The sequence below is a fragment of the Mesorhizobium sp. M0317 genome (assembly GCF_040321555.1).
GTDB lineage: Bacteria > Pseudomonadota > Alphaproteobacteria > Rhizobiales > Rhizobiaceae > Mesorhizobium.
The window spans coordinates 40,783-63,618 of the sequence record NZ_JAMYRV010000007.1 but is presented as its reverse complement, the minus strand read 5'-3'; the positions used below and the strand labels follow the sequence as shown (position 1 = coordinate 63,618).

Genomic DNA, 22,836 nt, shown 5'->3' with positions numbered 1-22,836 from the left:
CCTCAACGTTCGCAGCTGACGGCTGGGGTTCTGAGCGGCAAAGTCATCTTGCAGCAAGGGTAGTAGCCACCCTTGTCCTTGTCGGACTGCCTGTAGAAGCAAAGTCCAACATCGACTCTGTCGCCCGGAGAATGGCCGGTGATGTCGACCGTGTAAGGCTTACCGGGAGCATGCGACTGGGGTGATGTCACCCCGACGCCTGGTGTCATGGACTGGACCTTGATCGAATCGCCGCCAAAGCCGGCATGGTCATGGAGATAGAGGTCGGCCTGGAGGCCGCGAGGCGTGCAGTAGAACTGAACATCCTCGACATCGATGCACGGAGGCAGATCGCCGGGCGGTGGGAAGCCCGGCGGATAGAACGGCGGCAGATAACCGCCTGGGATCTCTTCATAATAGCCGGCACGGCCGTCGCAGGGGTGCCAGACCTCGACGTCGCCGACATGGCCTTCCACTTCTGGGTCTTCGAAATAGCCGTCGAAGTCGACGAACCACGAGCCGAAAGGCGGCACGTAGGCCGGCTTGACCAACGGCGTCGGCGTGATCTGCACGCCGTGCACGGCAAGCGGCCCGCCGGCGGCGAGCTGGTCGGCAAGTGTCGGGTTGTCGCGCAGCTTGTCGCCGGTGTTGACCAGCGTGTCGGTGCACACGCCGGTGTCGAGATTGCCGTCGGCGTCATAGCCATATTGCAGGTCGAGCCCACCGGCCGACTGCCGGTTGCCTTGCGGGAAGCCGACTGCATATTCCTGCGGCTCTTCCACCCAGACCGATTCCGTCGCCGGATCGTCCGGGTTTTCGCGCCAGTAGCGGATGACCTCGCCCTTGCCGGAATCGGCGAACTGGCTGTAATCGTAGCGATTCTCGACCGGGCCGCGCTGCGCCAGATACATGAAGCCCTGGTTGTCGAAGGCGATGTCGGTGACGGCGTAGTCCTTGTCGGCCTTGACCGTCAGCTCCCAGCGCGGATCACCGGCAAAGCTGCCATCGCGGGCAATGCCAACCGACCAGATCTCGGCCTTTTCGCCGACCGAATAATAGAGCCGGCCGCCATGATAGGCGACGGACCAGACGCGGCGTTCGTCCTGCGTGTAGCCCCATGTGTCGGGGTCTTCCGAGTCGAAGGCAGCACCCTGTATGTCCATCACCGCACCGTCATCGGCGACGGGAGCCAGCCCATGCGCCGGCCGCCCGGCAACGCCGTGATCGAATGTGTCGATCAGCGTGCCGTTGGCATCGAGGCGGTGGATGAGGCCGGTGTCGAGATCGCTGGCGAAGAACTCGCGGTGATTGCTGTCGAAGCTGATGTCGCCGATGCCGGAACCGCTGTTGGTGTCAATGTCGGCGAATTTGGAGACCGCGCCGGTGATGCCGTCGATCTTCCAGATCGTGCCCGGACCGCCACCGCTTTCGGTGCCGAACTGGCCGTCCATGAAGACGGCGCCTGCGGTTCCGCGGCGCTGTCGCTCGGGCCGACCGTCGGCATCTTCGTCCGGGGTGACGATACGGATGCCGTGCAGCGAGGTAGCGCCGGCATAGAGGTTGGGGACGCCCGAGGGAACGCCGTCGCGCACACCGTCATCATAGGTGATGGCGAATACCTGGCCGATCTGTTCGGCCGTCACCTCGAAAGGCGGCGGCGTGTAGACGAGCTGGCCGGAAGCCGGTCCGCCGAGCGCCGAAACGTCGAAGACGCGCAAGGTGGCGCGCGTCGTGTCGATGAAGGTTTCGTCGACCGGGTCGACGCCGGGCGGCAGCCCCCCCCTTTCGGAATCGGCAGAGTCGAAATTGGGAATGACGGTGCCGGAAAATCCAGTGACCGCCATCGAGCCGGGATAGATGATCTGGGTTTCCTGCGCTTGGGCGGCTGTGCCCAACCAGAGCGCGGCGCTCAGCGCCAGGGCAAGCAAACCGCCGGCCAGATGGAGCGAACGGCGCAAACCGCCGCTTGGAGACGACATGGACGCGCCGCGATCGCAGGACATAAAACTCCCCCCGAAGTTTTCGGGAGGAACATCCGGTCCGGCCGCGCGAAACAGGGCAAGGCGCGGCGTTCCGGCACGTTCGTCCCTGATCGAATTGTCTGCTTTCCTCATCTTCACGATACGCCTGCTCCTGCGCAGGGTCAACGGAATCAGCCGAAAGCCCAGCGCATCGACTCCATCCCGAAGGCGGTGGTCTCGCTGAGCTTGCGTTGGTCCCGGAGACCGTGGAGCCTCTGGGGTCCTGGTCATGGGGGCATCCTTTCCGGCCCGCACCATGCGGCGCCTGGTCGTCAGTCGCAGGCTGAAGCGGAAAGGTTCATGCAAAACGGCGGCCGGGTCTGTCCGCCATTTCACAGAGGCGCGGCTAATTCCTTGTGTCAACTCAAGGTGGAAAACAGTCTTGGCGCGCGAAAGACCGGCCGGCTTACTTACCGTCAGTGCCGGCTTCTGCTAGCGTCTTCCCAACCCTGGGGGGATCATGACACGCAGGCACTTCGTTCTGTTCCTGGCGGCGCTTTTTCCATGTGCGTTGCCGGTCCATCAATCCGTGGCCAAGACCTTGATCTACTGCACCGAGGTCAGTCCGGACACGTTTGATCCCGCACTCGCCTCCGGCGCCCGCGACGCCTCGGCCACCGCTCTCTACAACCGCATGGTCGAGTTCGAGCCCGGCACCACGAAGGTACGCCCCGGCCTTGCCGAAAGCTGGGAGATTTCCGACGACGGCCTCACCTACACATTCCACCTGCGGCACGGTGTGAAATTCCACAGCGTCGAGGGCTTTACGCCGAGCCGCGACTTCGACGCCGACGACGTGCTGTTCACCTTCGACCGTCAGGCCAACGCTCAGAACCCGTTCAACAATTATGCCAAACGCCAGTACATTTACTTCGACGGCATCGGCATGCCGGATCTTGTCGCCGGCTGGCGCAAGCTTGACGACCATACCGTCGTGATGACGCTGAAGGCGCCGCATTCGCCGATGCTTGCCGACCTGGCGATGGATTTCGCTTCGGTCGTTTCCAGGGAATATGCCGATAAGCTCGTCGCCGAGAAGCGGCTGCTCGACCTGGCGCTGAAGCCGGTCGGGACGGGTCCGTTCCAGCTTGTCGACTACCAGCAGGATGCGGTCATCCGTTACAAGGCCAATCCGGACTACTGGCGCGGCAAGCCGAAGATCGACGATCTCGTCTTCGCCATCACCGCCGATGCCAGCATTCGCATGGAAAAGCTGCGCGCCGGCGAATGCGACCTGATGCCCTATCCAAATCCGGCCGACCTGGAGGCGATCAAGGCGACACCCGGCATCAAGGTCATGCGGCAGGAGGGCCTCAATACGGGATACCTCGCCTTCAACACCTTGCAGAAGCCCTTCGACGATCCAAGGGTGAGGAAGGCGATCGCCATTGCCATCGACACGCAGGCGCTGGTCGACGTCGTATTCCGCGGCACCGGCGAAGTCGCACGCAATCCGCTGCCGCCAACCTCCTGGGCCTATGACAAGACGAGCCCCGATCATGTCTTCGACCCCGCTGCCGCCAGGCAGGGGCTCGCCGATGCCGGCGTAAAAGACCTGCACATGAAGATCTGGGCGATGCCGGTGCAGCGTCCGTATAACCCGAATGCGCAGCGTATGGCCGAAATGATCCAGTCCGACCTGGCAAAGATCGGTGTCACCGTGGAAGTCGTGACGTATGAGTGGACTGAATACCTTGCCCGCTCGAAGTCACGCGCCCGCGACGGCGCCATGCTGTTCGGCTTCACCGGCGACAATGGCGACCCCGATAACTTCCTGTCGGTGCCGCTTGGCTGTGCCGGCGTCGGCACCACCAATCGTGCCAACTGGTGTTTTCCGGCCTTCGACGATCTGCTCAAGCAGGCAGCCGGGATCGTCGATCCCGCTGCCCGCGCAAAACTCTATTCGCAGGCGCAAACGATCTTCAGGGAGCAGATGCCGTGGGTCGCTATCGCCCACTCCGTGGTCTCGATCCCGATGCGCGAACAGGTGACGGGCTATGTCATGGACCCCTTTGATCACCACGATTTCTCGGGCGTCGATATCAAGGAATAGCGTTCGGTGTCTGCCGCAGATCTCGATGTCTATGTAGAGAGCCTGCGCAATTTCCGACTGGTGCGGAGCTATTGCATCGCGCAGTTACTGCCTTACCTGGAACAGGCTGGATTGAAAGTGCGCCTGCTCGACCGGCCGGCCGGCCGAGATCGGGCGCCGGTGGCCTTTCTGCATGTCGACCTGACAATCGTGCCGCCAACGTACCGCGGTCTCGGCCACCTCTACGACCGCACCATCAATGGCCGCGCGCTGTCCATCCACCGGCACCTTTATTCGACACTGAAGCTGGAGGCCGGCGACAGCCACAAGGGGCCGGTTGTCGTCAAGACGGTCCTCAACTCCAGGGGCCGACCAGAGCAGCGCTGGTGGCAGCATCGCAACGGCCTGACCAGGAGCGCGCATGCCATCCGCAAGCTCTTCGAACCCGGCTACAAGGACCGCCTGTGCCCGCCCTATAAGGTCTACCAGACGATCGGCGAGGTTCCGCGGGATGTATGGCGCAACAATCGCCTGATGGTGGAAAAGTTCGCTTTCGATACGCTCGACCTGCCCATCGTCAAGCACCGCTACATGTTCCTGCTCGGTGCCGAGGTCAACATGCGGCAGGTCTACGACGATGTGTTGTGCGCCGGCTCAAAAATCCTGAGCAATGAGGTGGGCGGCGCCGTGCCACCGGAAGTGCTGGCGGTGCGGCAGCGGCTCAACCTGGACTTCGGCGCCATCGACTATTTCATTGTCGATGGCAAAGGCGTTGTCGTGGATGCCAACAAGACCGTCGGCTCAAACCCTGAATGGCTGAAGAAAAACCGCTTTCGTCGGGAATTCAACGATCGCATGGCTGAGGAACTGATCGCCTTTGTCCGCGGTTGAGCCGGATCACCAGATCCAGTCGCCCTTGCCCAGCACCGACACCGCTTCGACGATACGGTTGAAGCTGGCGCGGGCCCGGCCGACCGTGTGCCTGGCCCGGAGATAGCCGTGCACCAGTCCCGGCTCCTCGAACCAGGCGGCATGGCCGCCGGCAGCGAGGACGCGATCGCGATAGGCCTCGCCGTCCGACGACAGCGGGTCGCATTGCGCGGTGATCAGCACTGTCGGTGGCAGGCCGATGAAATCTGCGTCGGCCAGTGGATACAAAGTGATGTCGCCGGTCCCATCGAGGCCGCCGGTGCGGACATCCCTGTAGAAGTCGAGATCGCGCACCGTCAGCATCGGCGCTTCCGCATGCGTCAAATAGGAGCCTTGCGAACGGTCGCCGCCGAGGCCGGGATAGATCAGCACCTGGCCGATCGACTTTTTGGCATGGCTGCGCGTCGCGTGGGCGAGAGCCGCGCAGAGATTGCCGCCGGCGCTGTCGCCGCAGAGCAAAATAGGGCAGTCGTAGTTTGAGGCCGCCCATTCGAAGGCATGCAGCGCATCGTCGAAGGCGGCCGGGTGCAGATGCTCCGGCGCCAGCCGGTAGTCGATGGAGACCACTTCGAAGCCGGTCCGGGCGCACAGCTCGGCGCAGACATCGTCATGGCTGTCCAGCCCACCGAGGATGAAGCCGCCGCCATGGATGTAAAGCACCATCGCGGCATGGCCCGGTGTCGTGCTGCGATAAATGCGGATCGGGATGTCGTGGGCGGCAATGATTGTCGTTTCCGCCGTCACGCCATCGGGATAGCCGGCAAAAAACTCGCGGCACATCCTGTCATAGATCGCACGCTGCTGGGCGATGGTGTAGTCGATCGTGTCGGGAGGATAGTAGGAGTTGGTCTTCTCGATGAAGGCCCAGGTCTCGGCGTCGATGAGGGTTTTGTAGTCGGTCATGCTGGCTGCGCCGACTGGATAGATCGAGCCCGGACACCCCCCTCTGGCCTGCCGGCCATCTCCCCCTCAAGGGGGGAGATCAGATGTCGCGAAGGCTTTGGCCAATCACCAACGTTTGTGGATGAGCGGTGAAGTCCGAACTGCCAATCTCCCCCCTTGAGGGGGAGATGCCCGGCAGGGCAGAGGGGGGTGTGAAGGAACGCCATCGTAAGCGAGGTTACTTCCCCTTCCACACCGGGTCGCGCTTTTCTGCGAACGCACGAAACCCTTCCATATTGTCCTCCGAGCCATACAGCGCATCGACCGTCGCCAATTGCCGGCGCGTCACGCGGTTCATCGCGTCCTGGAAGGTCAGCGCCTCCGCCACCCGCGCCGTCTCCTTGATCGCGGCGAACACCAGCGGCGGGCCGCTGGCGAGCAGCCTTGCGATCTCCCAGACGCGCTCCTCGAGCTTGTCCTTGGGCAGCACTTCGTTGACCAGGCCCCAGCGATGCGCTTCCGCCACATCCATCCAGCGGCCGGTGAGCAGAAGGTCCATGGCGACATGGTAGGGAATGCGCTTGGGCAGCTTGATCGTCGCGGCATCAGCCAGCGTGCCGGCGCGGATTTCGGGCAGGGCGAAGGAGGAATGGTCGGAGGCGAAAATGAGGTCGCAGGACAGTGCTAGCTCGAAGCCGCCGCCCACCGCCATGCCGTTGACGCAGGCAATGATCGGCTTGTTCATGTCGCGCAGCTCCTGCAGGCCGGCAAAACCGCCGACGCCATAGTCGCCGTCGACCGCGTCGCCACCGGCGGCTGCCTTCAAATCCCAGCCGGCGCAGAAGAACTTGTCGCCGGCGGTCTTGACGATGGCGACGCGCAATCCGGGATCGTCGCGGAACGCCTTGAAGGTCTCGCCCATCAGCCGCGAGGTCTTGAGGTCGATGGCGTTGGCCTTGGGCCGGTCGAGCGTGACCTCGATGATGGTGCCCTCGCGGCGGGTGGAAATGACGTCAGACATTCTTCTTCTCTCCCAGCACCAGCAGCGCGTCGGCGATCCAGGCGCCCTTGCCCTCGGCGCAGACGATCAGCGGGTTGATGTCGAGTTCCTCGATCTCTCCGGCATTCGTCTGCACGAAGCCGGCAATGCCCGCGATGGCGTCGATGGCAGCCCCGACATCGGCCTTGGGCCGGCCACGATAGCCGTCCAGCAGCGGAAACAGTTTAAGGCCACGCAGGGCCGCCTCGATGTCGTCGCGCGTCGCCGGCAGCATCAGCGTGACGCTGTCGCGCAACAGCTCGACCAGCACGCCTCCGGTGCCCAGCGTCATGACGGCGCCGAACATCGGGTCGCGGGTGAAGCCGACGATCAGTTCGGCAACGCCGTCGCGCACCATGCGCTCGACATAGAGGCCGGTGCCGAGCGGCAGCAGATCATGCGCCGCCGTGCTCACGGATTCGGCGTCCTTGAGGTTCAGCCTGACCGCGCCGACTTCCGATTTGTGGGTGACTCCGAGCGCCTTCAGCGCCACCGGGAAGCCGAGCGCCATCGATGAGATGACGGCCTCGACAGCATTGGCGGCACGTTCTGCCTTCGGCACAGGCAAGCCGGCCTTGATCAACCGCGCCTTGGCTTCGGCCTCGTCAGGGGTGACATGGTCACCTCCGGCCGCACCTGCAGCCGACGTGTCGATAGACTGCGCCTGCGGCTCGGCCCAGGCCCAGCCGATGAAGGCTGCCGCACCTGCGGCATCCATGGCCTCGGAGATGCCGAACAACGGCACCATGCCGCGCGCCATCAGTTCGGCGGTGTATTCCTCCGGCAGGTTCTCCGGCAGCGAGGAGACGATCGCACCATGCGCCTTGTTGGTCTTCAGCGCCGATTCGAAGGCGCGCAGCGTCGCCCACCAGTCGGTGACCGAGCAGCGGTCGGGGCGTGGAAAGTCGAGCACCAGCATGTTGAGGTCGAAGCCACCCGACACCATGGCGGTGAAGGTTGCGGTCATCGCCGGCTCGTTGTTCCAGATGAAGGTGTGATAGTCCAACGGGTTGGCGACCGCGACCAGCGGCCCGAGCGTCGATTTGACATGGGCGCGGTGCTTCCTGGTGAGCTCCGGGAAATTGACCCAGCGGCCTTCGGCGCTGTCGGCCATGACAGAGGCTTCGCCGCCGGAGCAGCTCATCGACGACAGACGATAGCCGGGCAGCGGCCCGGTGACATGCAGCAGCTTCAGCGCCTCGATGAAGGCGGGGATGGAATCGACGCGGGCAATGCCGAGCCGCCGCAGGAAAGCGCCCGAGGCAGCGTCCGAGCCAGCCAGCGATGCCGTGTGCGAGACCGTCGCCTGCCGCGCCTGTTCGGAGCGACCGACCTTCATGGCGATGATCGGCTTCTTCAGTTCGCGCGCCCGCGCCGCCAGCTTCTCGAAGCCGGCTACCGAATCGAAGGCTTCGATGTGCAGGCCGAGCGAGGTGACGCGCTCGTCCTCGATCAGGCCGAGCGCCATTTCGGAGAGGCCGGTCTGCGCCTGGTTGCCGGCGGTCATCAGGAAGGCGATCGGCAGGCCGCGCTTCTGCATCGTCATGTTGATGGCGATGTTGGAGGACTGGGTGATGATAGCGACGCCCTTGGCGCCTTCGGGCAGCCTGATGCCGCCATGCTGGTCGGGCCATAGCAGCGCGCCATCGGCATAGTTGATCAGGCCGTAGCAGTTCGGCCCGATGATCGGCATCTGGCCCGCGGCAGCCACCAGTTCGGCCTGCAGCCGCTCGCCGTCATCGTCATAGGCCTCGGTCTCAAGAAAGCCCGCGGCAAAACAGACGGCGCCGCCGGCGCCACGCTTGGCCAGCGCCTTGATCACCTCGATGGTGAGATGCCGGTTTACGCCGACAAAGGCGGCGTCGGGCGCCCCGGGCAATTCGGCGACCGAGCGATAGGCCTTGCGGCCGGCGACCTCGTCCTTGTTCGGATGCACCGGCCAGATTTCGCCGACAAAGCCCATCTTGATCGATTGGGCGACGACGGCGGCGGCCTGGGCCCCGCCGAACACCGCGATGGATTTTGGGCGCAACAGACGCTCAAGCTTGTGCATGGGTTATGCCCCGAACGGGCGCAGCAGCGCCCGCGAAATGATGTGGCGCTGGATTTCCGACGTCCCTTCCCAGATGCGCTCGACGCGGGCGTCGCGCCAGATGCGTTCCAACGGCAGGTCGTCCATCAGCCCCATGCCACCATGGATCTGGATGGCTTCGTCGGCAACGAAGGCGAGCATTTCGGTAGCCTTCAGCTTCGCCATGGCCATGTCCTGATCGGTGACGGTGCCCTGATCGTACTTCCAGCCGGCTTCGAACACCATCAGGTCCGCCGCCTTCAATTCGGTCGCCATGTCGGCGAGTTTGAACGACACGCCCTGGAACTTGCCGATCTGTTGGCCGAACTGCTGGCGCTGCGCGGAATATTCGATGGCATGACCGAGCGCCCGCTCGGCGCGGCCGAGACAGGTGGCGCCGACCTGCAGGCGCGTGGCGCCGAGCCAGGAATTGGCGACGTCGAAGCCCTTGTGGACCTCACCCAGCACCTGGCTTGCCGGCAGGCGGCAATCGTCGAATTCGAGGATGGCGTTGGTGTAGCCGCGATGCGAGACGTTGCGGTAGCCGTCGCGCACGGTGAACCCCTTGGTGCCCTTGTCGACGAAGAAGGCGGTGATCTCCTTGCGCTTGCCGCGCGGCGTTTCTTCCTCGCCCGAAGCCATGAAACAAATCGCGAAATCGGCAAGATCGGCATGGGAGATGAAATGCTTGGTGCCGTTAAGGACCCAGTCGTGGCCGTCCTGCACCGCGGTCGCCTTCATGCCTCGCAGGTCGGAGCCGGCGCCGGGCTCGGTCATCGCCAGGCAGTCCCACTTCTCGCCGCGGATGCACGGGAACAGGTACTTTTCGCGCTGCTCGGGCGTGCCGGCGAGCAGGATGTTGGAGGGGCGCGCGACGCAGGTCCAGTGCAGCGCATAGTTGGCGCGGCCGAGTTCCTTCTCGTAGAGCAGCCAAGTCACCGTATCGAGGCCGGCGCCACCGACATCGGCCGGCATGTTGGCCGCATAGAGCCCGGCTTCGATTGCCTTGACCTTGATCTCCTCGATCAACTCGCGGCGCAGCACGCCGGTGCGCTCGACCTCGCGTTCATGCGGGTAAAGCTCATTCTCGACGAAAGCGCGCGTCGTCTCGACAATGAGCTTCTGTTCCTCCGACAGCCCGAAATCCATGGTCTTCAGCCCTTCTTCTTTTTCTTCGGTTTTTCCGCCTTCTTTACCGGCTTGGATGCCTTGGACTTCTCGGCGGCCCTGGATGCGGCCGGCTTCTTCGCCGCCAGCTTGGCCAATTGCCTGGTATAGTCCTTGTGCAAGGCGCCGGCGCCCCAGCCCTTGCCTTTGTTCTGTTTCGACAGAGCATCCATAATCGCGACCAGATTGTCGTCGCGGATCTTTTCCAGCTCACGGATCGACAGGCCATGCGCCTGGTCGTCCGACTGGGTGGCGATCAGATCAACCAGCTCGTCGTTGAACTCCGGGACGTCCATCAGCTTGGTCCACGGCCATTTCAGGCACGGCCCGAACTGCGCCATAAAGTGGCGCATGCCGGCCTCGCCGCCGGCGACGCGGTAGACCTGGAACATGCCCATCTGAGCCCAGCGCAGGCCGAAGCCATAGCGCATGATGTCGTCGAGTTCCTCGACCGTGCAGATGCCGTCCTTGATCAGCCACAGCGCCTCGCGCCACGCCGCCTCCAGCAGGCGGTCGCCGACAAAGGCCTCGATCTCCTTGCGGATCACCACCGGCTTCATGCCGATCGAGGCATAGATTTCCTTGGCAACCTCGATCGCTTCGGGGAACGTCTGCTCGCCGCCGACGATCTCGACCAGCGGCAGCAGGTAGACCGGGTTGAAGGGATGTCCGACAACCAGACGCTCCGGATGCTTCTTCATCGCGACCTGCATGTCGGTCGGCTTGATGCCGGAGGTAGACGAGCCGACTATGGCGTTCGCCGGCGCATAAAGGTCGATCTCGGCCAGCACGCGGTGTTTGAGGTCGAGCCGCTCCGGCACGCTCTCCTGGATGAAATCGGCGTCGGCCACCGCCTCGGCGATGGTCTTGGCAAAGGTCAGTCTGCCTTCCCTGGGCAGGCCGCCTGGAACCATCTGCTTGTAGGCGCGGCGCGCGCCCTTCATCACTTCCGAGACCTTGCGCGATGCCTCCGGATCGGGATCGAAGATCGACACGTCGATGCCGTTGAGCAGCAGCCGCGCCACCCAGCCGGCGCCAATGACACCGCCGCCAATGGCGGCTGCCTTGTTGATGATGCTCATGGTCAGGCTCCGGTTCTTGTCTTGGCGGTTTCGGGGTCGATGAGAGGCACGCGCTCGCCGGAGCGGATCACGGAGGGGTCGTAGGCCTTGCGGGCGAAGACTTCGAGCACGAAGGGCCAGAAGAATTCGATCGGCAGCGTGTCGTAGTCCGGGTCGAAGCTCGACTGGTCCCAGCGTTCGCAAAACTGGTCGCAATCGTCGAAATAGGCATGGCCGGCGAAGCGGTCGCGAGCATGGCGGTTGCCGCCGAGATGATGCGCGTAATAGAGCCGCTGGAAGTCGCCATGCTTTTCCACCACCCAGGTGCATTGCTCGCGCACGAAAGGTTTCAGGATCGAGGCGGCGTATTCGTCGTGATTGTACGGTGCGTAGATGTCGCCGATGTCGTGCAGCAGCGCGCAGGCGATCCAGTCGGTGTCAGCGCCGTCGCGCCAGGCACGAGTCGCCGCCTGCAGCGAATGGCCGAGCCGGGTGATCTTGTAGCCGGACAGGCCTTCGTCGAGCTGCACCAAAGCGTCGAGCAGCCGCTCGCCGGTCTTGGCGGCATAGTCGATCTCATGGGCGGTTAGGAACTCGTAGTCTTGCCTGTCGCCATCCTTCATCGCGGTGAATTTGACGGTAGCCATCGTCAACCTCCGCTTAAGCCGCCGCTGCGATCGGCGCCCGCTTGGTCAGGTTGAGCTTCCTGCGCACTTCCTCCGGCCCAAGGATCCTGGCGCCGAGATTGGTGACTATGCTGGCCGCGCGCTCGACGAGCTGCGCATTGGTGGCCAGCACGCCCTTGTCGAGCCAGAGATTGTCTTCGAGACCGACGCGGACATTGCCGCCGGCGAGCACTGCAGCGGCTGCATAGGCCATCTGGTTGCGGCCGATGGCGAAGGCCGACCAGTTCCAGGTCGGCGGCACGTTGTTAACCATGGCCATGAAGGTGTTGAGGTCGTCTGGCGCACCCCACGGCACGCCCATGCAGAGCTGCACCAGCGCGTCGGCGTTGAGCACTTTCTCTTCGACCAGCTGCTTGGCGAACCAGAGGTGACCGGTATCGAAAGCTTCGATCTCCGGCTTGACGCCGAGCGCCGTCATCATGCCGCCCATGGCGCGCAGCATGCCGGGCGTGTTGGTCATGACATAATCGGCCTCGGCGAAGTTCATGGTGCCGCAATCCAGCGTGCAGATTTCCGGCAGGCACTGGCGCACATGTTCCATGCGGTTGGTGGCGCCGCCCATGTCGGTGCCTTTTTCATTGAGCGGCAGCGGCGCTTCCGGTGAGCCGAACACCATGTCGCCGCCCATCCCGGCGGTCAGGTTCAGGATCACATCGACTTCTGCCGCGCGGATGCGGTCCGTCACTTCGCGGTAGAGATGGACATCGCGGCGCGGCTTGCCGGTCTCGGGGTCGCGGACATGGCAGTGGACGATGGCGGCACCGGCCTTGGCCGCGTCGATGGCAGAATCGGCGATCTGCTTGGGCGAGCGTGGAACATGCGGGGAGCGGTCCTGCGAGCCGCCGGACCCGGTCACGGCACAGGTAATGAAAACCTCACGGTTCATCGCGAGCGGCATGGTCATCTCCTCCCATAGAAACAGACCCCAAGAATGCCCGACTTGCCGGAAACTGTTTTGCGAATTACGAAGGTCTCATGATCAAAAGCGAAAAACCGACCATCTTTCGCGCTGAGCGATCGCCGCTCAAGGTGACGCTGCTGGTGTTTTCAGGCTCGTCCATCATGTGCGTGGCGTCGGCCGTCGACCCGCTGCGCGCCGCCAACCGCATCTCCGGCGAGACGCTGTTCGATTTCAAACTGGTCTCGGTCACCGGCGAGGCGCCGGTCACCACATGCGGCCTGCCGGTGGCGGTCAGGGGCCGCTTCGATGCGGCCGAGCCGACCGACGTGCTTGTCGTCGTCGCCGGCTTCGGCACCCAGAATTACGCGACATCGGCTCTGCTTTCCGGATTACGGCGAGCGGCCCGCGCGGCTCGCGCCTGCGGCGGCGTCGAGGCCGGCACATGGCTGGTGGCGCGCGCCGGCCTCCTCGAAGGCCGCAGCGCCACCACCCATTGGGAAGACATGGAGGATTTTTCCTCCGCCTTTCCCGGCGTCGACGTGCGTCCGGACCGCTACGTCATCGACGGACCGGTGTTCACCTCGGGCGGGGCGTCGCCGACCTTCGACCTGATGCTGCATCTGATCCGCACCCGGCTCGGCATGGCCGTCGCGCTCGATGTCGCCAGCGTCTTCATCTACGACCAGGCGCGCGCCGCGACCGACGCGCAGCCGCTGGTCTCGCTCGGCCGGCTCGACGGCTACGACCCGCGTCTGGCGCAGGCTATCCGGCTGATGGAATCGCATGTCGACCAGCCGCTGACCATCGACGCGGTGGCAAAACGCGCCGGGGTGACGGCGCGGACATTGGAGAGCATTTTTCGCAAGTCGATCGGCGAGACGCCGGGCGCATATTATCTCAGGCTGCGGCTGGGCGCGGCGCGGCGGCTGGTGGTCGACACGCGGATCGCCATGGCGGATATTGCCGGGCGGACGGGGTTCTCGTCCGCCGCGGCATTTTCCAGAGCGTTTTCAAGAGCGTTCGGCGAAGCCCCGGTCAGGCTGCGCCGAGGTTGATGCATGTCGCCCAAAAGTGTGTCGCGGTTTTGGGATTACGACATGCACAGACAAAGGGAGATCAGGCTGCGTTCTGTCGATCGCTGCCGGCGTCCATCTGCGAGCGCATCTGCCTCGCCAGACGGACTTCAAATCGGCTGCTGACAGCACGATCCCATTCGTTTTTCACGCTGTCGGTCGGCCGCGGCAGCGCCATCAGCCGGTCGATGATCGATCCGGTCTCGCCGGATGAGAGCAGGGCGTCGATTTCGCGTTCATGCTGCATATCGGTTCGCCTCCTTCCTTTTCACCCGCCACAACCGCATCCTTATACGAGATACGTGACGGCAGTTTGAAGGCAAGAGCGAGGTCATTGAGGGGCGCCAAAGGGCAAACCCTTGTCGTCGGATAGGGTCTTGCGCAAACCCCATTCCGGGGCGGCCGGAATGTTATCCAGCCACCCTTGAGCACAACGAATCGGCTTTCCGCCCTCAGACGTAGCGGTTGACGATGTTTTCCAGCAACTCCTGGCGGCCGGAGCGTGGCTGCGGCTCGATCTTCTTCTTCACCACGCGCTCGGCGATGTCTTCCAGCGAGCGCTTGCCCGACAGCATCGCCTTGCCCTCGGCCGTGTTCCAACCGGCATAGCGCTCGGCCAGCGGACCCGACAGCGCCTTGTCCTCGACCATCTTGGCGGCTGCCTTGAGGCCTCGTGCGCAGGAATCCATGCCGCCGATATGGCCGATCAGCAGGTCCTGCGGGTCGAGCGACTGGCGGCGCAGCTTGGCGTCGAAATTGGTGCCGCCGGTCTTGAAGCCGCCGGCCTGCAACACCTGGTAATAGGCCAGCGCCATCTCGGGCACATTGTTGGGGAACTGGTCGGTGTCCCAGCCCGACTGGTAGTCGTTGCGGTTCATGTCGATCGAGCCGAAGACGCCGAGCGCATTGGCCAGCGCCAGCTCGTGCTCGAAGGAATGGCCGGCAAGAATCGCGTGGCCCTGCTCGATGTTGAGCTTCACTTCCTTCTCCAGCCCGAAGCGCTTGAGGAAACCGTAGACCGTGGCGACGTCGTAGTCGTACTGATGCTTGGTCGGTTCCTGCGGCTTCGGCTCGATCAGGATCGTGCCTTTGAAGCCAATCTTGTGCTTGTAGTCGACGACGAGACTGAGGAAGCGCCCGGCCTGCTCCTGCTCGCGGGCAAGATCGGTGTTGAGCAGCGTTTCATAGCCCTCGCGGCCGCCCCACAGTACATAATTCTCGCCCTTCAGCCGCTTGGTGACGTCGATGCAGCTTTTCACCGTCGCCGCAGCATAGGCGAAGACGTCCGGATCGGGATTGGTGGCGGCGCCCGACATGAAGCGGCGGTTGGAGAACAGGTTGGCCGTACCCCAGAGCAGCTTGACGCCGGTCTTCTTCATCTTGGCGGCAAAATAGTCGGCGATCTCGTCGAGCCGCGCGGCACTTTCGGAGAAATCCTTTCCCTCGGGCCGCACGTCGGCGTCGTGGAAGCAGAAATAGGGGGCGCCGAGCAGCGAGAACATCTCGAAGGCGACGTCAGCTTTCAGCTTGGCCAGCTCCATCGTGTCGATGCCGCCAGCCTTGGGAAACCAGGGCCGGTCGAAGGTCTGGCCGCCAAAGGGATCGCCGCCCGGCCAGGCGAAAGAATGCCAGTAGGCGACGGCGAAGCGCAGATGGTCTTCCAGCCGTTTGCCGGCCACCACCTCGTCGGGATTGTAGAAGCGGTAGGCCAGCGGATTGGTCGAATCCGGCCCCTCATACTTGATCGCTTTGATGTCGCCGAAAAATCCGCTGCTCATGATTTCTGTCCTCTCTCGAATAGTTCGCCCTGATTACCTCAGGCGTAATTGGTTTCGCTCTCGCTTGGGGTGAAAAGGCTCGTGTCAAAGCCACTCAACGAAGGAGACAGACCATGACCGACCTCAACACGATCGCCGAGAACTACATCACCGCCTGGAACGAGGCCGATGCGGATCGCCGTGCCGAACTGCTCAAGGCCACCTTCACCGAAGACGTCAGCTACCGCGATCCGCTCATGCAGGGCGACGGCCACGCCGGCGTTGCTGGGCTGATCGACGGCGTACAGCAGCGCTTCGCCGGCTTCCGGTTCTCGCTGAAGGGTACGCCGGACGGGTTTGGCGACCGCATCCGCTTCTCGTGGAATCTTGGGCCGGAAGGCGTGCCGTCGGTTATCGAAGGCACCGATATCGGTGTTATCGAAAATGGGCGCCTGAAGAGCGTCACCGGGTTTCTGGACAAGGTGCCGGCGCAGTGATCGATTAAGGGTGGCGCGAGACACCCCCCTCTGCCCTGCCGGGCATCTCCCCCGCAAGGGGGGAGATTGGCTGGCATCCACGCCTTCGCTAATGACCCACCTTACAAGACTGGCATACCCGCCGACGCTGCCGATCTCCCCCCTTGCGGGGGAGATGCCCGGCAGGGCAGAGGGGGGTGCCTCGCGCCGACTCACGCGGTCACGCCTTTGATCGCCGGATACAGCGCCCGGTAGCGCTGATAGGCATCGGCATACGCCCCGCCAAGCGCAGCATCCGGCTCGATCGTCGCATCCGTCCTCGGCGCCGTGCACACCGCCAGCGGATCAGCCCCTGTCGCCGCGATCAGACCAAGCCTCGCCGCGCCAAAGGCAGCACCGAAATCGCCGTCGGCCGGAATGTCCACGGGCACCTGCAGCGCCGTAGCGATCGCCTTCAGCCAGTAGCGCGAGCGCGAGCCGCCGCCGATTGCCGTCACCCGCGTCAAATCCGTTCCGGCGGTCTTCAAGGCTTCGAGACTGTCGCGGAATGCGAAGGCGACGCCTTCAAGCACGGCCTGCGTCAGCACCGCGCGGCCGGATTCATGCGCCAGTCCGGTGAAGGACCCACGAATGGCGGAATCATTGTGCGGCGTGCGCTCGCCCGAGAGATAGGGCAGGAACGACACCCCGCTCGGCGCTTTCAGCACATCGCCAAGTTCGGCGGTCAATTCGCCGGCCTTCTTGCCTGAAATCTCCGACAGCCAGTTCAGCGAGTCGGTCGCAGACAGGATGACCCCCATCTGGTGCCAGGTGTTGGGCAGGGCATGGCAGAAGGTGTGCACCGCGCTTGCCGGATTGGGCAGGTAGGAAGCGTTGGCAGCAAACAGCACGCCAGATGTGCCCAGCGACACAAAAGCGTGGCCGGCGCCGACCGTGCCCATGCCGCAGGCCGAAGCAGCATTGTCGCCGGCGCCGCCGGCAACCGGGGTGCCCGATGCTATGCCCCAGCTGGCGGCCAGTTCGGCGCGCAAGGCTCCAGCCTTCTCCGTGCCTTCGACCAGCGACGGCATCTGCCTTTCGTCGAGCGATGTCGCCGCAAGCAACTCGGGGGACCAGCGCCGTTTGCCGACATCGAGCCAGGAGGTGCCGGCCGAGTCGGACATTTCTGAGATATGCTCGCCGGTCAGCCACAGCCGCAGGAAATCCTTCGGCAAAAGCACCTTCGCCACTTTGGCGAAGACGGAGGGCTCATTGTTCTTCACCCAGGCGAGTTTCGGCGCCGTGAAGCCGGGGAAGACGATATTCCCGGTGAGTTGGCGAAAGCGCGGGTTGGCATCGAGCGCCGCGGCCTCAGCGTGGCTGCGCGTATCATTCCACAGAATGCAGGGGCGCAGCACCTGGTCGCCGGCATCGAGCAAGGTGGCGCCATGCATATGGCCGGAAAGGCCGATGCCCTTGACCGCGGCAAGCTCTTTCGGGTGCGAGGCTTTCAGCTCAGCAATGGCCGTCTCGCAGGCGCGGATCCAGTCCGTGGGGTTTTGTTCGGACCAGCCGGGATGCGGCCGCGATACGTCAAGCGAAGCATGGCCGGAGCCGATGATCTTCTGCCCGGCATCGATCAACAGCGCCTTGACGCCCGACGTGCCGAGATCGAGGCCGAGATACATGCATTCCTCCCATTGCCATTAATTTTTTCGGGTCTCGAAAAAATCTGGCTTGCCAGTTTTTAAAACAAGATCCGCCGCGGGTCAATTCTCTGACAAATTGGCGGCGCGTTGCGAAAACAGCGCCGACAGCGGACTGTCCGGCCGGACCAGTGCGCGCTCGGCCGTCAACGCCCAGGCAAGCGCCGTGTCGCCGGCGCGCAACGCCGCCTCGATCAGCGTGAGATCAATCACATCGCGCTGGGCGTGGCTGCCGCCAAAGCGATGGGCAATGGCGCGGATCGGTCGGATCAGGCGCACCGCTTCGCTGTAATTGCCCTCGCCGAATGCCTTGATGCCTTCCGTCAGTGGCTGGCCGACATCCCGGGTGAAGGCGGCGTTGTCGTCGCTGCCGCGCATCGCCTCGTGCTGGGCTTCGAGCAAGATCTTGACCGGCGCTTCGAGACCGGCGCCGACGAATGCCATCATCGCATGCGCATCGTTGAAGGCGTAATTGCCGGCTCCAGCCTTCGGCGCCCAGTTGGCAGCGAGCGCTGCCCAGCGGTCGCCGACATCGACACCGCCGAGATAAAGCCGCCACAGGATCGCAGAGGCGTCGACCATGTTCAGCGCCAGCGTCGAACGCTCGCCATAGATCGGCCCGTCATAGAGCTTGAGCACCTCGTCGGTCTCGCCGAGATCGTAGTGGAACAGCGCCAGATGCCACCAATTATGCACCTGCAGGAAGCTTTCCTTCGTCCACGCCTCGGGGTTGGCGCGCATCCAGGCGATGCCGTCCCGTTGCCGGCTCTGCATCTCCATGACATGGGCGACCGCATGCTGCGCCCAGCCGTCTCGCGGCTCGATCTCGATCGCCTGTCGGCCGAAACTTTCGGCTCTGACATAGTCGCCCATCTCCTCGAGACCGAAGGCCTGCATACCGATAATGGCGTGATAACCTGGCATGCCGCTCTGCCAGGACGGTAGCGCGCGGCCGATACGGTCGCGCAGCATGCGGGCATTGCCGGTGAAGAAGTCGATCTGGTGGCCGACCTGCAACGCCACCGCGTCGAGCGGGTTGTCGATGGCGATATCTTCGAGCAGGCGCGCGGCGTCATGCCAGCGTCCCTCGGCAAGGTGGCCAAGGGCCGCCACATGCGCCTGTTCGCGCGGCGTCGCGGCAAGCGGCAGTGCCGCAGCATGGCATGCCTGGGTGACCGCCATTGCCTCGCGTTCGGTGGCGAGGCCGAACAGATACCCCTTGAAGACATGCGCCATGACGAAACCGGGATCCGCCGATATGGCGCGGTCAACGGAGCCGACCGGGTCGCCGACGAAGCATTGCAATTCATGCACGGCCTGGCTGTAGGGTGAAAACCCGGCCTCGGTCGCGCCCGAAAACATTAGGCCGAATGGATCTCTTACTGCCATATCGGCCCTGATGCTCCGCAGTTCCTAATTGCCCGAGCGCATCGCCACCGTGGCGATCCCGGCGCCGACCAGCAGCGTGCCGCCGGTGCGGTTGAAGATGCGGATCGCCTTGGGGTTGCGTACGACGTTGCGGGCGCGCGCCGCGATCAGCGCGTAGCCGAAGGCATTGGCGAAGGCGAGCGCCAGGAAGGTCGCTTCGAAGATCAGCATCTGTGTCCAGAAATCGGCTTCCCGGTTGAGGAACTGCGGCAGGAAGGCGACGAAGAAGGTGATGCTCTTCGGGTTGAGTGCGGTGACCAGCCAGGCGTGCGCCATCATCTTGGCGGTCGAGACGGCATCTGTGCGCGGTTCAGCTTTGAGCGCGCCGCCGGCGCGAAACAGTTTTACCCCGAGATAGACCAGATAGCAGGCGCCGATCAGCTTCAGAATGGTGAACACGGTCGCCGACGCGGCCAGCAGCGCGCCGATGCCCAGCATCGACAGGGTCATGGCGGTGAAGTCGCCCAGCGCCACGCCGACGGCCATCGGCAAGGCGGTGCGCCAGCCCTGGCCCAGCGCATAGGACACGACCAGAAGAATGGTCGGGCCGGGAATGATGAGCAGAACGGTGGAGGCGGCGGCGAAGGCGGCCCAGTTTTCGAACGACATCTTTGTCTCCTTGAGCGCAAAGAAAAGGATAAATCCTCGTGTGCGGAGGAATGTAAAGAGCCCTCTCCCAAAAATGCACGGCGGACCATTTCGCCAGATCGCTGCGGCTATTGGCGGCACAGGCTTAAGACCGGTCGTTGGGCCTTCACCCTTTTTCAACCATGTTTGGCGAAACTGCCTGCCATCCGGCCGGACCGTGTTTCCCGCCGACAGCGTAGGGTTGGGTGCATGCGTGAGTTGCCGCAGAATGTGACGCCGCCAGCAAATGGCGACGCAAACGAGACCGAACATCTCTATTCCCGCCGCTTCGTCCTGTCAGGGGCCGGCGCCATGACGCTGCTCGGCATGGCCGGCTGCAGCACTTCGACGCTCGAGCTGCCGCAATTCCAGCTGGATGACACGGTCACCGGCTCGGTGCGGCCGATCCGTCCGGCGATCAGCGTCGACAAAAACGTCACCGGCCCTGATGTCATGTACGCCTCGCTCAACGATGGCGGCTTCGAAGTGCCGGCGGTGCCCTATCAGAAGGTCAAGCCGGAGTTCCGCCGCCAGATCGTCGTCAACGAGACCGGCGAGGCGCCCGGCACCATTGTCGTGCATCTGCAGGAGCGAAAGCTCTATCTGGTGCAGGAGGGCGGCGACGCCATCCGCTACGGCGTCGGCATCGGCAAGGACGGCTTCCGCTGGTCCGGCCGCGCCAACATCCAGTACGGCAAGGAATGGCCGACCTGGACGCCGCCGCCGGAGATGATCCAGCGCAAGCCGGAACTGGTGAAGTGGCAAAACGGCCAGCCCGGTGGCCTCACCAACCCGCTCGGCGCACGCGCTCTTTACATCTACCAGGACGGCAAGGACACCGGCTACCGCATACACGGTTCGCCGGAATGGGCGAGCATCGGCCAGGCGATGTCGTCGGGCTGCGTGCGCCTGATCAACCAGGATATCATCGACCTCTACAGCCGCGTTTCCAAGAAGAACCCGGTCGTGGTCGTCTGATCCTGTGCGGCGGTTTGGCGCCGCTGGAAACTCCCGTTGCGCGATGCGGCAAGCTAGGCCAAGGTGCCTTGAAAACCACAGCGCCGGGAGAGATCGAGCATGGCTGGAACGTTTGTCATCGCACAGGGCGGCGGCCCGACCGCCGTCATCAACCAGACGGTTGTCGGGGCCACGCTGGAAGTCCGCAAGCGCCATCCCGGCGCCAAGGTGCTGGGCTCGCTCCACGGCGTGCGCGGCATTCGTGACGGCAACTATGTCGACCTCTCCGCCATCCCCGAGGACCGGCTGCGGCTGATCGCCGGCACGCCGAGTGCCGCGCTCGGCTCGACACGCGACAAGCCCGACGCTGCCTATTGCGAAGTCATCCTCAACGGGTTGAAGAAGGCCGGCGCCGACGCTTTCATCTACATCGGTGGCAACGACACGTCGGGCACGCAGCAGATCCTGACCGACGCCGCCGGCGGCAGCATCGCTTTCGTCCATGCGCCAAAAACCATCGACAACGACCTCGAGGAAAACGACCACACGCCGGGCTTCATCTCGGCGGCCGAATTCGTCGCCGGCGCCTTCCTGTCCGTCGATCTCGATTTCCGCGCATTGCCCGGCATCTATGTCGGCATCGTCATGGGCCGGCATGCCGGCTTCCTCACCGCGGCGGCTGCAGCCTGGCAGCTCGATCCCGACAGCGGCCCGCATCTGGTCTACGTGCCGGAACGGCCATTCTCCGCCGCCGGTTTCATCGACGACGTGCGCGCCACGCTCGACCGCCACAAGCGCTGCATCGTCGCCGTCTCCGAAGGTGTCAGCACCGCCGACGGCAAGGCGCTGGTCGAAAGCCTGGTGCCGCCGGACAAGCTCGAGCGCGACGCGCATGGCAACGTCAAACTGTCGGGCAGCGACCTGCCGTCAGCTCTGGAACGTGCGCTCGCCGAAGGCCTGCCGGGCAAGCGCGCCCGCGTCGATGCGCTTGGCTACATGCCGCGCGGCTATGTCGGCTCGATCAGTGCCGTCGACGCGCAGGAGGCTTTCGACGCCGGCGCCTTCGCGGTTGCCGTTGCCGGCGAAGGCGGTGGCTCGGTGGCGCTGCAATATGACGGCACGAAAACCTTGCTGAAGAAGGTGCCGCTGAAGAACGTCGCCGGCAAGACGCGCCATATGCCCGACGATTTCATGAAGCCCGATGTCAACCAGCTGTCGGAAGCGGGCATGGCTTACCTGAAGCGGCTGGTGCCGGAAAAATACAAGGTGGGAAAGCCCTTCGTCTGATGGGCGGCCGTTTTGGCGGCACCCGTTTTGGTGGCGAGCGCGTTGTCGGCGACTGGTTCGGCAAGACGATCATCGACGACCGCACGACGATGCTGACCGAGCCGTTCGTGCATGATTTCGTGCGCGCCAACATCTGGCATTTCAGGGGACGCGACGCCGACCTGCTGGTCGACACCGGCATGGGCATCTGCCCGCTGGCGCCTGAGATCGACACGCCCGAGGGCAAGCCGCTCATCGTTGTCGCCACCCACATCCATCTCGACCATGTCGGCTCGCTGCACGAGTTTCCGCTGCGCGCCGGGCCGCGGCACAGTGCCGAGCATTTCGAGACCATGAACGATCAGGTGACCTACGCCTACATGTTTTGTAATCTCGACGGCGCCGTTTCGAAATTGCCGGCGCCGGGCTGGACGGCGGCCGACTACAAGATTCCGCCGGCGCCGCTGACGCGCACGCTGGACGAGGGCGACATCGTCGACCTCGGCGACCGGCAGTTCCGCGTCCTGCATCTGCCCGGACATTCGCCGGATTCGATCGCTTTGTTCGACGAGGCAGACGGCCTGTTCTTTGCCGGCGACGCCATCTACGATTCCACGCTGATCGACGACCTGCCGGATTCCTCCCGGCCTGATTATCGCCGTACCATGCAGCGGCTCCTTGACCTGCCTGTTCGCCTCGGCCATGGCGGCCATGGGCCGAGCTTCGACGGCAACCGGATGCGCGAGATCGCCACAGCCTATCTCAGGCGCACCGGAGGCCTCTGACGACATTGGGATT

The 22,836-nt window shown here is 64.0% G+C and carries 20 protein-coding genes; 7 read left to right on the top strand and 13 right to left on the bottom strand.

Annotation, left to right across the window (positions count from 1 at the left end; genetic code table 11):
* Window positions 1-2: 2 nt before the first annotated feature.
* A complete protein-coding gene (locus NKI88_RS08355; protein ID WP_352654666.1) occupies window positions 3-2,258 on the bottom strand; it encodes a hypothetical protein in 2,256 nt (751 codons plus the stop codon).
* Window positions 2,259-2,460: 202 nt separating this feature from the next.
* Between NKI88_RS08355 and NKI88_RS08350 the strand changes: the two genes are divergently transcribed.
* Both NKI88_RS08350 and NKI88_RS08345 read left to right on the top strand, forming a co-directional pair.
* The gene (locus NKI88_RS08350; RefSeq protein WP_352654581.1) at window positions 2,461-4,053 is read left to right on the top strand and encodes an ABC transporter substrate-binding protein; all 1,593 of its coding nucleotides are present in this window, start codon (window positions 2,461-2,463) and stop codon (window positions 4,051-4,053) included.
* A gap of 6 nt (window positions 4,054-4,059) precedes the next feature.
* Window positions 4,060-4,923: a hypothetical protein gene (locus NKI88_RS08345; RefSeq protein ID WP_023696925.1), complete on the top strand. Its 864-nt coding sequence runs from the start codon at window positions 4,060-4,062 to the stop codon at window positions 4,921-4,923.
* A gap of 6 nt (window positions 4,924-4,929) precedes the next feature.
* On the opposite strand, the gene NKI88_RS08340 is transcribed toward NKI88_RS08345, so the two are convergent.
* The 7 genes from NKI88_RS08340 to bcoG form a co-directional block, all read right to left on the bottom strand.
* Window positions 4,930-5,865, bottom strand: a complete 936-nt coding sequence (locus tag NKI88_RS08340; RefSeq protein ID WP_023668857.1) for an alpha/beta hydrolase — start codon at window positions 5,863-5,865, stop codon at window positions 4,930-4,932.
* A 217-nt stretch (window positions 5,866-6,082) separates the two neighbouring features.
* Entirely contained in the window at window positions 6,083-6,865 is a 783-nt protein-coding gene (locus NKI88_RS08335; protein ID WP_023668858.1) for a carnitinyl-CoA dehydratase, read from the bottom strand.
* On the bottom strand, window positions 6,858-8,936 hold the full coding sequence (locus tag NKI88_RS08330; protein WP_023752428.1) for an acetate--CoA ligase family protein: 2,079 nt from the start codon (window positions 8,934-8,936) through the stop codon (window positions 6,858-6,860). Before NKI88_RS08330 ends, NKI88_RS08335 begins: the two co-directional genes overlap by 8 nt.
* Window positions 8,937-8,939: 3 nt before the next feature.
* Complete coding sequence (locus tag NKI88_RS08325; RefSeq protein WP_352654577.1) at window positions 8,940-10,103, bottom strand: acyl-CoA dehydrogenase family protein; 1,164 nt, start codon at window positions 10,101-10,103, stop codon at window positions 8,940-8,942.
* A gap of 5 nt (window positions 10,104-10,108) precedes the next feature.
* Complete coding sequence (locus NKI88_RS08320) at window positions 10,109-11,203, bottom strand: carnitine 3-dehydrogenase (RefSeq protein WP_023696920.1); 1,095 nt, start codon at window positions 11,201-11,203, stop codon at window positions 10,109-10,111.
* 2 nt (window positions 11,204-11,205) lie between these two features.
* On the bottom strand, window positions 11,206-11,829 hold the full coding sequence (locus tag NKI88_RS08315; RefSeq protein WP_023736237.1) for an HD domain-containing protein: 624 nt from the start codon (window positions 11,827-11,829) through the stop codon (window positions 11,206-11,208).
* A 13-nt stretch (window positions 11,830-11,842) separates the two neighbouring features.
* Window positions 11,843-12,766, bottom strand: coding sequence for a 3-dehydrocarnitine:acetyl-CoA trimethylamine transferase BcoG (bcoG, locus tag NKI88_RS08310; protein ID WP_352654576.1), 924 nt, complete (start codon window positions 12,764-12,766; stop codon window positions 11,843-11,845).
* A gap of 77 nt (window positions 12,767-12,843) precedes the next feature.
* On the opposite strand from bcoG, the gene NKI88_RS08305 reads away from it, so the two are divergent.
* Complete coding sequence (locus NKI88_RS08305) at window positions 12,844-13,824, top strand: GlxA family transcriptional regulator (RefSeq protein WP_023736239.1); 981 nt, start codon at window positions 12,844-12,846, stop codon at window positions 13,822-13,824.
* 61 nt (window positions 13,825-13,885) lie between these two features.
* Here the strand turns inward: NKI88_RS08305 and NKI88_RS08300 are convergent, their stop codons facing one another.
* Together NKI88_RS08300 and xylA are read right to left on the bottom strand one after the other, a co-directional pair.
* The gene (locus NKI88_RS08300; protein WP_023668865.1) at window positions 13,886-14,089 is read right to left on the bottom strand and encodes a hypothetical protein; all 204 of its coding nucleotides are present in this window, start codon (window positions 14,087-14,089) and stop codon (window positions 13,886-13,888) included.
* Between the two features lie 205 nt (window positions 14,090-14,294).
* Window positions 14,295-15,620 carry a xylose isomerase gene (xylA, locus tag NKI88_RS08295; RefSeq protein ID WP_352654574.1) on the bottom strand — a complete coding sequence of 442 codons (1,326 nt, stop codon included), beginning with the start codon at window positions 15,618-15,620 and terminating at the stop codon, window positions 14,295-14,297.
* A 113-nt stretch (window positions 15,621-15,733) separates the two neighbouring features.
* On the opposite strand from xylA, the gene NKI88_RS08290 reads away from it, so the two are divergent.
* Window positions 15,734-16,096: a nuclear transport factor 2 family protein gene (locus NKI88_RS08290; RefSeq protein ID WP_023668867.1), complete on the top strand. Its 363-nt coding sequence runs from the start codon at window positions 15,734-15,736 to the stop codon at window positions 16,094-16,096.
* A gap of 191 nt (window positions 16,097-16,287) precedes the next feature.
* Here NKI88_RS08290 and xylB read toward each other — a convergent pair whose 3' ends face one another.
* From xylB to NKI88_RS08275, 3 genes are all read right to left on the bottom strand, one after another.
* Window positions 16,288-17,742, bottom strand: coding sequence for a xylulokinase (xylB, locus tag NKI88_RS08285; RefSeq protein WP_352654572.1), 1,455 nt, complete (start codon window positions 17,740-17,742; stop codon window positions 16,288-16,290).
* 81 nt (window positions 17,743-17,823) lie between these two features.
* Window positions 17,824-19,149: a tetratricopeptide repeat protein gene (locus NKI88_RS08280; protein WP_352654570.1), complete on the bottom strand. Its 1,326-nt coding sequence runs from the start codon at window positions 19,147-19,149 to the stop codon at window positions 17,824-17,826.
* Between the two features lie 24 nt (window positions 19,150-19,173).
* On the bottom strand, window positions 19,174-19,797 hold the full coding sequence (locus NKI88_RS08275) for a LysE family translocator (RefSeq protein WP_352654568.1): 624 nt from the start codon (window positions 19,795-19,797) through the stop codon (window positions 19,174-19,176).
* Window positions 19,798-20,025: 228 nt separating this feature from the next.
* On the opposite strand from NKI88_RS08275, the gene NKI88_RS08270 reads away from it, so the two are divergent.
* The 3 genes from NKI88_RS08270 (at window position 20,026) to NKI88_RS08260 (ending at window position 22,823) form a co-directional block, all read left to right on the top strand.
* Window positions 20,026-20,793: a L,D-transpeptidase gene (locus NKI88_RS08270; RefSeq protein ID WP_023668871.1), complete on the top strand. Its 768-nt coding sequence runs from the start codon at window positions 20,026-20,028 to the stop codon at window positions 20,791-20,793.
* A 99-nt stretch (window positions 20,794-20,892) separates the two neighbouring features.
* Entirely contained in the window at window positions 20,893-22,059 is a 1,167-nt protein-coding gene (locus tag NKI88_RS08265) for a diphosphate--fructose-6-phosphate 1-phosphotransferase (RefSeq protein WP_023707783.1), read from the top strand.
* The gene (locus tag NKI88_RS08260; RefSeq protein ID WP_031196287.1) at window positions 22,059-22,823 is read left to right on the top strand and encodes an MBL fold metallo-hydrolase; all 765 of its coding nucleotides are present in this window, start codon (window positions 22,059-22,061) and stop codon (window positions 22,821-22,823) included. The genes NKI88_RS08265 and NKI88_RS08260 overlap by 1 nt, the downstream gene beginning before the upstream one ends.
* Window positions 22,824-22,836: the final 13 nt, after the last annotated feature.